The organism is Actinomycetota bacterium (assembly GCA_035697485.1).
Lineage (GTDB): Bacteria > Actinomycetota > UBA4738 > UBA4738 > HRBIN12 > JAOUEA01.
Genome location: DASSCU010000062.1, coordinates 1 through 12302 on the forward strand (window position 1 = coordinate 1; position 12302 = coordinate 12302).

The window sequence follows — 12302 nt, forward strand, 5'->3', positions numbered from 1 at the left end:
GGGAGCGTCGAGCCAGGCGGGGAGCGTCAGCACCGCACGTTTGTACGCCTGCAGGAACAGGCCGGACTTCGACCCGAAGTGCTGGAAGATCGAACCCTTGGCGATGCCGAGCTCGATGGCGATGTCCTCGACCTTGGCGCCCTGGTAGCCGTGCTCGGCGAACTGGCGCATCGCCGATCCCACGATGCGGTCGCGCTTGACCTGCGTCTTGGCGTTCCTTGGCGATCTCGGCTCGGCGACCATGCGGCTCCTCGCGACCTGGGTGCGCGCACCAGGCTACGGAGCCGGTGGGCTCTTGACTGACCCTCGGTCACTCGAAGACCTCCCGAGGGGCTCCCAACGACGTCCGCTCGCTGGCATCATCGGGTGCTGACGGCCCTGGCGAAGGTGCTGACCTCAGGTCACCACGAGAGCCGATTCAACGGTTCCGGGAGCAGGACCTGCCCGAGACCCGCCGACGCGCGGAAGGATGCGGCGATGCAGGAAGACCTCGAGGTCCTGAAACGGGCGCTGATCGCCGCCGACATGGATCTCGGCGTCGCCGCGGCCCGGCGGCTCGTGGATTCGGGCGCCGACCCGACGTGGATCCTCGAGCAGGGCATGGCCGTGGCCATGTTCGACCTCGGGGAGATGTGGAAGCGGGGCGAGGTGTTCCTGCCCGAGGTCGTCGCGAGCGCCGAGGTGTTCAAGCGCTGCAACGCGATCGTCGAGCCGGCCCTGCTGGCGATGCGCGACGCGAACACCGAGGCGAGCGCGATCGTCGTGCTCGCGACCGTCAAGGGCGACCTGCACGACTTGGGGAAGAACATGGTGGGTGCGATGCTTCGCACCAGCGGCTTCGACGTGCACGACATCGGCAAGGACGTGAGCGCGGACCGCATCGTGGAGGTCGTGCGCGAGCTGCGACCCCAGATCGTCGGGCTCTCGGCGCTGCTGACCACCACGGTCCCGTATCAGCAGAGGGTCATCGAGAAGCTGGAGGCCGAGGGGTTGAGGAACCGGGTGAAGGTCATGGTCGGGGGCGCGCCGGTCACGCCCGAATGGGCGGAGCAGATCGGCGCCGACGGCTACGCGAACAACGCCCCCGAGGCGGTCGAGATCGCGAAGAAGCTCGTGGGGGCGGCCCAATGAGCCGCGCGGCGAGCGACGTCGCGACGACGATCCTCAGCGGTCCGGGTGGCGAGATCGCGATCGGCGACCAGCACCCCTTCCGCATCATCGGCGAGCGCATCAACCCGACGGGTCGCACGCAGCTCACCGAGGAGCTGAAGGTGATGGATATGACCACGGTGCAGCGCGACGCGGTCGCGCAGGTCGAGGCCGGCGCCGCTGTGCTGGACCTGAACGCCGGCATCCCCGGGTTCGACGAGCCGGCGATGCTCTCGGCGATGGTGAAGACCGTGCACGAGGTTGTCGACGTGCCGCTGTGCATCGACTCCTCGACGCCCGAGGCTCTGGAGGCCGCGGTGCCGCTCGCTCAGGGCAGGGTCCTGATCAACTCCGTGACGGCCGAGGACCACTCGCTCGAGCGCTTGCTGCCGCTCGTCGCGAGGTTCGGCGCGGCGGTGATCGGTATGGCCAACGACGAGGAAGGCATCTCGATGGACCCGCAGGTGCGCCTCGCGGCCGCGCGCAAGATCGTGGAGGCGGCCGCCGACCACGGCATCGGCCACGAGGACGTGATCATCGATCCGCTCACGATGCCGATCGGCGCGGCGCCCGACGCCGCGACATCGATGTACGAGACGGTGAAGCTGATCCGCTCCGAGCTGCGCGTGAACGTGAGCTGCGGCGCCTCGAACATCTCCTTCGGCATGCCCGACCGCCGCGGCATCGACTCGGCGTTCCTCACGATGTCGATCGTGACCGGCATGAACACCGCGATCACGAACCCATTGCACATCGAGTCGCGCAAGGCGATCCTCGCCGCCGACCTGCTGCTCGGGCGCGACGAGTACGGGGCGAACTGGATCGCGCTGCACCGCGCCGAGCTCGCGGCAGCCGAGGCGGCGAACGTTGGGGGCGAGCCGACCGCATGACCAAGAAGGTCGAGGTCACCTACCAGCCGAGCGGTAAGACCGTCCGGGTGCCCGAGGGCACGACGCTGTTCAACGCGGCGCACTGGGCGGGGCTGCCGATCGAGTCCACGTGCGGCGGCCGGGGCACGTGCGGCAAGTGCGGGGTCATGGTGCTGTCCGGGCACATCGAGCGCACGCTCGCCGACTACCGCCACCTGAGCGATCGGCTCGATGATGGGTGGCGTCTGTCGTGCCAGGCCGAGATCATCGAGGACACCGAGTGCGAGGTGCCCCGCCTGATGAAGATGCCCAAGGCGGCGACGATGGGCGTCGGCAGGTTCGTGCTGCTCGAGCCCAACGTGGTCAAGCTCTACTTGGAGCTGCCGCCACCGTCCCTCGAGGACCACCGATCCCATCTCGCCCGCGTGCTCGACGCGGTCGAGGAGGCCGGGTACAACCGAAACTACGACTGGGAGGTCATGCCGAGGATCGCGCGGGCGTTCCACGCGACTTCGAACGTCACCGCGACGTTGGTTGGGGAGTACCTCGTCGACGTGGAGGCGGGCGACACCACCGACCGCATGTTCGGAGCGTCGTTCGACATCGGCACGACGACCTGTGTCTGCACGCTGGTCGACCTTCGCAACGGCGCGACGGTCGGTGTGGCGAGCACGGTCAACCATCAGGCGCCCTTCGGCGCCGACGTGATCGCCCGCATGGCCAAGGCGATGCACGGCGAGGGGAACGTCGTCCAACTGCGCGACGCCGCGATCTCGACCGTGAACGAGCTGCTCGGCCGCGCCCGGGACGAAGCCGGCGTGGCCCAGCACCAGGTCTACGAGGCAGTCGTCGCGGGCAACGCGACCATGATGCATCTGCTCTGCGGCGTGAACCCCGAGTCGCTCGCGCTCGCGCCGTACGTGGCGACGTTCACCGAGCCGCAGGACCTGCGCGCGGACCAGGCGGGGTTCGACATGCACCCGCTCGGCTGGGTGGCGTTGTTCCCGTCGATCGGCGCCTACGTGGGCGCCGACATCGTGGCCGATATCGTCGCGACCGGTCTCGTGCGGGACCCGGAGACCCGGCTGCTCGTCGATGTGGGCACGAACGGCGAGATTGCCTGCGGCAGCGAGGAGCGCAGCGTCGCCACCGCCGCGCCCGCCGGCCCGGCGTTCGAGGGCGGCGAGATCGTGCACGGCATGCGCGCCACGGACGGCGCGATCGAGGGGGTCATGCTCGCGAGCGGCCGGGTCGAGCTGCAGGTGATCGGCGGCGACGACGCCGAACCGCGCGGCATCTGCGGGTCGGGGCTGATCGACGTCGTGGCACAGCTGCGTCTCGCGGGGCTGCTCGATGACGGCGGCAAGATGATGTCGCGGGAGGAGGCCGAGGACGCCGGCCACCCGCTCGCCGACCGTCTCGTGATGCGCGACGACGTGAAGGCGTTCCAGCTACACGGCGACGTCGTGCTGACCCAGCAGGACGTGCGCGCCCTGCAGTTCGCCAAAGGTGCGATCTCTACCGGCATCGAGACGGCGATGCGCGCGCTCGGGCTCGAGTCGTCCGACCTCGACGCGGTGATGCTGGCGGGGTCGTTCGGCTCGTACATCAACCCGCAGAGCGCACGGGTGATCGGGCTCGTGCCGCCCGTGCCGGTCCAGCGCATCAAGGCGGTCGGCAACACGGCGAGTGAGGGCGCGAAGATGGCGCTCATGTCGTTCCGCGAACGCGAGGTCGCATGGGAGATCCCCGGCATCGTGGAGTACATCGAGCTCTCGGGTGAGGAAGACTTCAACGACCGGTTCATCGGGAACCTCGGGTTCCCGCCGATCGAGGACCTGCACGCGGCGCAGGCGGCGAACGAGGCCGCGATCGTGGCGAGGGCCGAGGCGAGGGCATCGGCGAGCGTCGGCTCGGAGGACGCGGGGTCGTGACCGCGTCCGGTGCCCGCGTGGCCCTGCTCGCGTGCGGCGCGATCGCGATCGACGCGAAGACGCTCGTCGACCGACACGGGTGGGACGCGGACGTGCACGGCATCTCGAGCGACCTGCACATGACCCCGCTCGAGATCGCCCCGGCGGTCGAGGAGAAGCTGAAGGCGCTGCTGCCCAGGTACGAGCGCGTGATCGTCGCCTACGGCGACTGCGGCACCGGCGGCAGGCTCGACGAGGCGCTGTCGCGCTACCCGGCGGTTCGGCCCGCGGGTGTGCACTGCTTCCAGTGGTACGCGGGAGAGCTCTACCGGCGGTTCGAGACCGACATCGGCATCTACTTCCTGACCGACTGGCTCGTGACGAACTGGGAGCGGGCGGTGATCAAGGGCCTCGGCCTCGACCGCTTCCCCTGGCTGCACGAGACGTACTTCGGCAACCTGAGCCGGGTGCTGTTCGTGCGCCAGCACCCCGATCCCGAGCGGGAGGCGAAGGCGCGCGAGATCGCCGGGTACATGCAGCTGCCGCTCGAGATCCACGACCTCGGGATCGAGCCCCTCGAGGAGCTGCTCGTGCCCTTGATGGATGAAGCGCTCGAGCAGCCGAAGGCGTAGCGCAGATGAAGGAGACCGACGATGTTCGAGCCTGACCGGGCGCCCCGCATCCTCAGCGAGGAGCAGGAGGAGACGGTCCACGAGACCGCGATGCGCATCCTCGAGGAGATCGGAACCGACGTGAAGCACGGGCCGGCGCGGGCACTGCTCGCCGATGCAGGGCTGAAGATCGAGGACGAGCGGGTCTACTGGGATCGCGGCTTCGTGATGGAACACGTCGCGAAGGCGCCGTCGTCGTTCCGGCTGCGCGGGCGCAACCCGGCGCGGTCGCTCACCGTGGGGGCGGGTGGGGACCCGGATGCGGTGCCCGTGTGGATGAACGTCGGCGGGCCGCCGTTCGCCAGCGACCTCGACGAAGGGCGCCGGAGCGGACGCATCCAAGACCACGACAGGTTCATCAAGCTGACGCAGGCGACCGACGTGCTGAACTGCGCGCAGACCGGCGCTGCCGAGGCGACCGACCTCCAGATGGAGGTCCGGCACATGGACATGGAGTACTCCACGATCCGGTACTCGGACAAGCCGTACACGACCTACGGCACGAGCGGTCCGCGGGCTCGTGACGGCATCCGGATGGCGGAGATCGTGCACGGGGGGCGTGAGGCGATCGAGGTGGAGCCGGCGCTGATGGGCATCGTGAACCCGAACTCGCCGCTGATATGGGACTTCCGTATGACCGACGCTCTGATCGCATGGGCCGAGGCGAAGCAGCCCATCGTCCTGACCCCGTTCCTGTTGGCGGGGGCGACGAGCGCGGTCAGCGTGAGCGGGGGGCTGACCCAACAGGTCGCCGAGGCGCTCAGCGGCGTCGCCCTCGCTCAGCTCGTGCGCGAGGGGGTGCCGTGCCTGTACGGGTCGTTCTTCACGGTGACCGACATGCGCACCGGCTCGCCGGCGTTCGGCACGCCCGAGTCGGTGTGGGGCATCCTCGCCGGCGCGCAGCTGGCACGGCGATACGGCCTGCCGTTCCGGGGTGGGGGAGGCCTGGCGTCCTCGCCCGCGGTCGACGCGCAGGCCGCCGCCGAGACCCAGATGATGCTGTGGGCGACGAACCTCGCGGCGACCGACGTCGTGCTCCATGCCGCCGGATGGCTCGAGGGCGGCCTCACGGCGTCGTTCGAGAAGTTCGCGCTCGACGTGGAGCTCCTGCGCCAGTTCCGGGTGCAGGCGAGCGGCATCGGCTTCAGCGACGAGGAGCTCGCGTTCGAGGCCTTGCGGGAGACCGGTCCCGGCGGGTTGTTCCTGTCCTCCCCGCACACACGCGCCCACTTCAAGGAGTGGCTCTACATGTCGCCGCTGTTCCAGACGCCCGACTTCGCGACCTGGGAGGCCATGGGCTCGGAAACCACCGAGGTGGCGGCGAATCGCGCGTGGAAGCAGCTGCTCGAGACCTACGAGGATCCCGGCCTCGACACCGCGATCGACGAGGAGCTCCTGGCATACATGGCGAGTCGCCGCGACGCACCGGATCTCTACGTCGAGGACTGATCGGGCGAGTCGAGGTTCAGCTCAGGCCGCGTCGGCCAAGACCCGCTCGAGGATCTCGGCGGCCTCGATGATGTCCTCGCCCAGGTAGGTGCCGGGCACGTCTTTGCGGGCGGCGGCGGGGCCGAACGCCGCCCCCGCGTAGAACGCGTGCACGCCGGCCAGGGCGTCGGCCGCCACGATCGCCTCGACCGCCGGCCGGCGGGTGACGCTGCGCTGGCTCGTCACGACCGCGCCGCGCGCCTCGGCCGCCCGCACCGCAGCGACGAGCGAGCTCACGGGCGTGAGCGGGCCGAGCGTCCGGATCGACCAGCCACGGCGTGCGAGCACGACGCCGAACGCCTCCAGCCCGATCGTGTGCAGATCCTTCGGGCCGCACGCGAGCACGAGCGGGAACGGCCGGAACGGAGCGGGGGCCATCGCCGACTGGCGAGCGAGCCAGACGCGGACGGCCTCGGTGGCGAGGTGTTCGTGGGCGGTGTCGCAGACGCCGGCCTTCCACCGGCTGCCCATCTCGCGCATCGCGGGCAGCGCGACATCGCGCATCGTCTCCTCGACGCCCATCGACTCCGCGCCGCTCATCAGCACCTCGCGGAGCTTGGCGGGGTCGAGCCGCATCGACGCCTCGAGGAACCGATCGAGCAGCTCGGCCCGGGGCCGGTCCTCGGTCGCGTACCGTCGCACGATGTCGACGGCCTCGCTCGCGGAATGGCCCCGGGTGATCTCGTCGCGCATCATGCGGAGCTGGTCGATCTCGTCCACGGAGTAGCGACGGTGCTTCCCCTGGGTCCGAGAGGGCACGGGGAACCCGTACCGCCGCTCCCAGGAGCGGATCGTCGGCACGGGGATGCCGAGCAGCGACGAGACGGCGGCGATCGTCATCTGCGTCGGGGAAGCGGAGGGTTGCATCGATTGCATATCCCCAGGGTAGGCATGAGCAGGCGATATGGTCAATCTGATGCTGCATAGATTCTGGCTTGAAACCATGCATCAACGCATGGGATAGTCTGCCTGTTGGGGCGTTGCGACCTCTCGAGGAGGTGGATAGGGTGAGGTTGGCGCTGGCGGAGATCAGACGGGCGAAGCTACGGTTCGGGCTGTTGATCGGCGCCGTCGCGCTGCTCGTCTTCCTGATCCTGTTCCAGCAGACGCTGGCGAGCGGGCTGCTCGGATCGTTCACCGACGGGCTCGCCAACCAATCGGCCGACGTGCTGGTCTTCAACGCCGACGCACGGGGAAGCGTCGAGGCCAGCGTGGTCACGCCGGAGCAGGTCCAGGAAGTCCGGGCCGTGCCGCAGGTGGAGCAGGCGGAACCGCTCGGCGAGTCCACCTTCACGGTCGACGCGGGCGACGGCGTCCTGACCGACACCACGATCTTCGGGTACGTGCTCGAAGGCCCCGGGGGGCCGACGACGCTCGTCGAGGGGCGGCTTCCCGAGAGCGACGGCGAGGCCGTGGCGAGCGACGTCGACGCGTCGAAGGGCTACGACATCGGCGACACCGTGCGGGTCGTGCCGGGTGATGAGCAGATCCGCGTCGTGGGGCTCGCGAGCGACGCGCAGTTCAACGTGCAGCCCACCCTCTACACGACGTACGCGACCTGGGAGCGGCTCTCGCGGTCGGTGAACCCCGATGCCCCGGCGGTGCTGCCGACGCTCGTGGCCGTGCATCCGGCGCCCGGCGCGGATCCCGAGGCCGCTGTCGCGGCGATCGACGGATCGGTCGAGGGCGTCGAGGCGGTGGCCACGCAGACGGCGATCGACAACCTGCCCGGGGTGGAGTCGATCAGCCAGTCGTTCGCCGTGATCCTGTTGCTCGCGTTCATCGTGGTGGTGCTCGTCACGTGGGTGTTCTTCCTGATCCTCACGGTGCAGAAGACGCAGTCGCTCACCCTGCTCCGCGCGGTCGGTGCCAGCAGCCGTTACCTGCTCGCGAACATCGCCCTGCAGGTCACGATCGTCACAGTCGCGGGCGTCGTCATCGCCTCACTGCTGTTGGTGCTCGCCACCAGAGGCGGGAGCGGCGGTCTCGAGGTCTCGGCGAGCCCCCGCCTGATCCTCACCACCGGCGCAGCGATCCTCGTGCTGGCCCTGATCTCTTCGGTCGCGTCGATGCGCCGCGTGGCGAAGCTCGATCCGTTCGGGGCGACGCAGCGCCAAGCGGGGGGTGGGCTCGCGTGAAGACCGCCTGGAAGGAGCTGATCCGCCGGCCGTCGCGGTTCCTGTCGGCCTGCGGGGCGCTCACGTTGATCGTCGTGCTGATCCTGTTGCTCGGCGGCCTGCTCGACGGCCTCTACCTCGGATCGACCCGCGCCCTCGAGGCCCAGTCAGCCGACGTCTTCGTCTACAGCGAGGAGGCCAACGACTCGTTCTTCCGGTCGAGGCTCGACGAAACGATGCGCGCGGACGTCGCCGCCGTCGACGCGGTCGGGTCGGTGAGCGGTCTCAGCGTCGTGCAGCTGCCGGCGCGCGTGCCGGGGGTCGAGGAGCCGATCGACACGGCGGTGTTCGGCTACGAGGCGGCGAACACGGCGGTCCCCGATCCCCCCGCGACGGGTGAGGCCTGGGTTGACCACTCGCTCGAGGACGACGGCGTGGAGGTCGGGCAGACCCTCGGCTTCGGTCCCGCGCGCATCCCCGTCGAGGTCGCCGGCTTCGTCGACGACACGACGTTCAACCTGCAGGCCGCGGTCTGGATGGATCCGACGACTTGGAACGAGGTCGTGCGCGCGAACGTGCCGGCGGCGACCCTGGCGCCGGGCTCGTCGCAAGCCCTGCTCGTGTCGTCGACGAACGGCTCGGAGCCGACCGCCACCGCCGCCTCGATCGAGCAGGAGGTCGAGGGCGTGACGGCTCTCACGAAGCAGGACGCGATCCTCGGGCTCCCCGGCGTGCGCGACCAGCGTTCGATCTTCACGGCGATCATCACGGTGACGTTCGTGGTGGCGGGGCTCGTGGTGGCGCTCTTCTTCGCGCTCCTCACGCTGGAGCGCGTCGGGCTGTTCGGCGTGCTGAAGGCGATCGGCTCGTCGTCTCGCACCCTCGCCGCCGGGTTGAGCCTGCAAGCCGTGCTGGTCGCCCTCGGCGCGTTCGTCGTTGGCGGCCTGATCACGCTCGGACTCGCGGCGATCATCCCCGACGCGATCCCGCTCGACCTCGAGATCCGGCGTGCGGTGATCACCGTGCTCGGGCTCATCGTCACCGCGCTGATCGGCAGCGCGATCTCGTTCCGCCGGGTCGTGCGCATCGACCCCGCAACCGCCGTAGGAGGAAGCTGATGCCGGCACTGGAGCTGATGGACGTTCGCAAGACGTACGGATCGGGAGATACCGAGGTCGTCGCCCTGGACCACGCGAGCCTGAACGTTGGCGACGACGAGATGGTTGCGCTCGTCGGGCCGTCGGGCTCGGGCAAGACGACGCTGCTCTCGATCGCCGGAGGCCTGCTCGCCCCCACAGAGGGCGACGTTCGCGTCGGTCCGCACGAGATCAGCGGGTACGACCGCGGTCAGCTCACGAGGTTCCGTCGGGAGTTCGTCGGGTTCGTGTTCCAGGGAGCGAACCTCGTGCCGTTCCTCACGGCGAAGGAGAACCTGCTCGTGGTGGCCGATCTCGCGGGGAACACGGGGAAGCCGGCGGAGCGCCGCGCGCTGAACCTGCTGGACGAGCTCGGGCTGGCGCACCGCGTGGGGAACCTGCCCGGGCAGCTCTCCGGCGGCGAGCGACAGCGCGTCGCGATCGGCCGGGCGCTGATGAACGAACCGGAGCTCGTGCTGTTCGACGAGCCCACCAGCGCGCTCGACACGAAGCTCGGCGAGCAGGTGATGCAGCTGATCCGCGACGAGGTGAAGGGACGGGGCACGGCCGCGATCGTGGTCACGCACGACACCCGTATGACCCACTACGCGGACCGCGTGGTCGAGATCAGCGACGGCCGGCTGGCAGCCTGAGCGGTTCCGAGGTCGTCCGGTCCCGCTGGGATCGTCTATCGTCCGCCGAGCTGTCGATAGCGGAAGCACGCGACGAGGTGGTCGTTCACGAGGCCGCAGGCCTGCATGAACGCATAGCAGACCGTCGGGCCGACGAACCGGAAGCCTCGCCGCTTCAGTTCCTTCGACATCGTGCGGGAGGCGTCGGTCTCGGCCGGGATGTCGCCGAGCTCTCGCCACCGGTTCACGACCGGCACGCCGTCGACGAACGACCACAGGAGGGCGTCGAGCGAGCCGAGCTCGGCCTGCACATCGAGCACAGCGCGGGCGTTCCGCACCGTCGACTCGACCTTCAGCCGGTTCCGCACGATGCCGGGATCGGTCAGCAACGCCTCGACCTTCGAGGGGGAGTAGCGAGCGACGCGGGCGGGATCGAAGCCGCCGAACGCACGGCGGTACCCCTCACGCTTGTTGAGGATCGTGGACCAACTGAGCCCGGCCTGCGCTCCCTCGAGGATGAGCATCTCGAACAGGTGCACGTCGTCGTGGGTGGGCACGCCCCACTCCTCGTCGTGGTACGCGAGGGAGCGGGGTTGGTCGAGGGGGACCCACTCACACCGTGTCGGCTCCTTCACGGGTGGGATCGTAGCGACGGGCGCCGACACCGAGCGTGCCGAGGGGAGGCCGCGGGCACGGCCTCCCCTCGAGGTGCGGGCGGGATGGATCAGGTGTCGCCGCCGCCGTCGTCGGTGCCACCTCCGCCGCCACCGCCGCCACCGCCGTCGTCGGTGCCGCCTCCGCCACCGCCACCGCTCGCGACGTAGGTGTTGTCGCCGCCGCCGGTGCCGTCGTTGCCCGCGGTGTCGTCGCCGTCGATGCCGCCGCTGGTGCCGTCGTTGCCACGGGTGGCATCGCCGTCGCCCTGCCAGTTGCCGCTCCAGGCGCCGCCGCCGGTGCCGTCGTTGCCGGGGGTGTCGTCGCCGTCACCGCTCCAGGCGGCGTTCCAGGTGTTGTCGCCGCCGCCGGTGCCATCGTTGCCCGGCGTGTCGTCTCCGTCCCCGTCCCCGTCGTCGGGGCCGTCGTCGTCCGTGATCGAGTCCTCGACGCGGCGCACCGCATCGTCGTCGAGGGAGATCGGCGAGACGCCACTCGCGTCTCGATCCGGCGCGCTCACCAGCGTGACACCGGCGATCAGGACGACGATGCCGGCCGCGATTGCGATCTTCGTCCACATCATCGATCACTCCTTCCACGGGCCGTCCGTCGGCCTCGTGATCCCAACGTAGCCACCGGTCGTGAGACCTCGATGAGGCGCCGGTGAGGCCTCTCTCACGTTCGTGCCTTCGGCTTCCAGGCCCGGACCCGGACCTTGCCGAGCACCGGCTGCGGAGGGATCGCCTCGGTCAGCGGGTCGAGCTCGTGCACGATCTCGGCGGCCGTGGGCCGGTCCTGTGGGCGACGCGACATCGCCGCCGAGATCAGCGATGCCAGCGGGTCGGGCACGTCGCGAGGCAGGGGCTCCGGGTCGCGCTCCAGCTGTGGGAACCGCGCCGGGCCGCTCGCCGCATGGTTGCCGTCGGGGAACGGACGTCGCCCGGCGAGGGCCTCGTGCATCGTGACGCCCACCCCCCACACGTCGGTGGCACGGCCCATCTCGCGGGCGAGCCCGGTGCCGCATTGCTCCGGCGCCATGTAGCGATCGGTGCCCACCGGAGACTCGGTCGCCCTCGCCCGTTCGATCGTGCGGGCCACGCTGAGGTCGATCAGCCGGGGTGGGGGCGCCATCATCACGTTCTTGGGTTTCACGTCGAGATGCACGATGCCCGTCGTGCCGAGGTAGTGGACCGCAGACGCCAGCTGCAGGATCAGGGGGATCGCCTGCTCGACACCGAGCCGTCCCTGTCTCCGGATCAGGGTCGAGAGCCGCGGCCCCTCCACCAGCTCCATCACGAGATGCGGGCGGTCTCCGTCGAGCACCGCGTCGAAGCAGCGCGGGAACGACGGGTGCGACAGGCGCCCGAGCGCCTCGGCCTCGGCCGCCAGGGCCCGCAGCGCTCGCTCGTCGCCGACCGACGCGGGCTGCAACATCTTCACGGCGACGATCCCCAGGATCGTGTCGTCCCAGGCCGCGTAGACGTCGTGCACGTTGCTGGACCCGAGCAGGCGCACCGCGGTGCGGCCCGGCGCGATCTGCTCGCTCTCGGCCAGGTTCGAGCCACGATCACGGGCCGTCGGGGCGCGCTCGTCTCTCCGGATCGCCATGTTCGCCAGCCTGCCCCTGCGCGGTGAGACCGACGTGAGCCGTGGATGAGAGTTCCCTCATGCAC

13 protein-coding genes are annotated in these 12302 nt (G+C 70.0%); 8 read left to right on the forward strand and 5 right to left on the reverse strand.

Going from position 1 to position 12302, the window contains the following annotated elements:
* Positions 1–243: TetR/AcrR family transcriptional regulator (locus VFI59_15415; protein ID HET6715081.1), on the reverse strand; the 243-nt coding region annotated here is incomplete at its 3' end.
* Between the two features lie 234 nt (positions 244–477).
* On the opposite strand from VFI59_15415, the gene VFI59_15420 reads away from it, so the two are divergent.
* The 5 genes from VFI59_15420 to VFI59_15440 are packed head-to-tail and all read left to right on the forward strand — an operon-like array spanning position 478 to position 6051.
* Complete coding sequence (locus VFI59_15420; GenBank protein HET6715082.1) at positions 478–1131, forward strand: cobalamin-dependent protein; 654 nt, start codon at positions 478–480, stop codon at positions 1129–1131.
* Positions 1128–2039: a dihydropteroate synthase gene (locus VFI59_15425; GenBank protein ID HET6715083.1), complete on the forward strand. Its 912-nt coding sequence runs from the start codon at positions 1128–1130 to the stop codon at positions 2037–2039. Before VFI59_15420 ends, VFI59_15425 begins: the two co-directional genes overlap by 4 nt.
* Complete coding sequence (locus VFI59_15430) at positions 2036–3952, forward strand: ASKHA domain-containing protein (protein ID HET6715084.1); 1917 nt, start codon at positions 2036–2038, stop codon at positions 3950–3952. Before VFI59_15425 ends, VFI59_15430 begins: the two co-directional genes overlap by 4 nt.
* Positions 3949–4563, forward strand: a complete 615-nt coding sequence (locus VFI59_15435; GenBank protein ID HET6715085.1) for a DUF1638 domain-containing protein — start codon at positions 3949–3951, stop codon at positions 4561–4563. The genes VFI59_15430 and VFI59_15435 overlap by 4 nt, the downstream gene beginning before the upstream one ends.
* A 21-nt stretch (positions 4564–4584) precedes the next feature.
* On the forward strand, positions 4585–6051 hold the full coding sequence (locus VFI59_15440) for a trimethylamine methyltransferase family protein (protein HET6715086.1): 1467 nt from the start codon (positions 4585–4587) through the stop codon (positions 6049–6051).
* A gap of 21 nt (positions 6052–6072) precedes the next feature.
* Here the strand turns inward: VFI59_15440 and VFI59_15445 are convergent, their stop codons facing one another.
* Positions 6073–6966, reverse strand: coding sequence for a MerR family transcriptional regulator (locus tag VFI59_15445; GenBank protein ID HET6715087.1), 894 nt, complete (start codon positions 6964–6966; stop codon positions 6073–6075).
* A 131-nt stretch (positions 6967–7097) separates the two neighbouring features.
* Here VFI59_15445 and VFI59_15450 point away from each other — a divergent pair, with 131 nt between their 5' ends.
* From VFI59_15450 to VFI59_15460, 3 genes are read left to right on the forward strand one after another with little or no spacing between them, the layout of a single operon-like run.
* Complete coding sequence (locus tag VFI59_15450) at positions 7098–8228, forward strand: ABC transporter permease (protein HET6715088.1); 1131 nt, start codon at positions 7098–7100, stop codon at positions 8226–8228.
* Positions 8225–9325 (forward strand): ABC transporter permease, encoded by a 1101-nt coding sequence (locus VFI59_15455; GenBank protein HET6715089.1) that lies wholly within the window; start codon positions 8225–8227, stop codon positions 9323–9325. The genes VFI59_15450 and VFI59_15455 overlap by 4 nt, the downstream gene beginning before the upstream one ends.
* On the forward strand, positions 9325–9996 hold the full coding sequence (locus tag VFI59_15460) for an ABC transporter ATP-binding protein (GenBank protein HET6715090.1): 672 nt from the start codon (positions 9325–9327) through the stop codon (positions 9994–9996). The genes VFI59_15455 and VFI59_15460 overlap by 1 nt, the downstream gene beginning before the upstream one ends.
* 35 nt (positions 9997–10031) lie before the next feature.
* Here VFI59_15460 and VFI59_15465 read toward each other — a convergent pair whose 3' ends face one another.
* From VFI59_15465 to VFI59_15475, 3 genes are all read right to left on the reverse strand, one after another.
* Positions 10032–10610 (reverse strand): DNA-3-methyladenine glycosylase I, encoded by a 579-nt coding sequence (locus VFI59_15465; protein HET6715091.1) that lies wholly within the window; start codon positions 10608–10610, stop codon positions 10032–10034.
* An 89-nt stretch (positions 10611–10699) separates the two neighbouring features.
* Positions 10700–11209: a hypothetical protein gene (locus VFI59_15470; protein ID HET6715092.1), complete on the reverse strand. Its 510-nt coding sequence runs from the start codon at positions 11207–11209 to the stop codon at positions 10700–10702.
* 95 nt (positions 11210–11304) lie between these two features.
* Positions 11305–12237 carry a serine/threonine-protein kinase gene (locus tag VFI59_15475; GenBank protein HET6715093.1) on the reverse strand — a complete coding sequence of 311 codons (933 nt, stop codon included), beginning with the start codon at positions 12235–12237 and terminating at the stop codon, positions 11305–11307.
* Positions 12238–12302 lie beyond the last annotated feature (65 nt).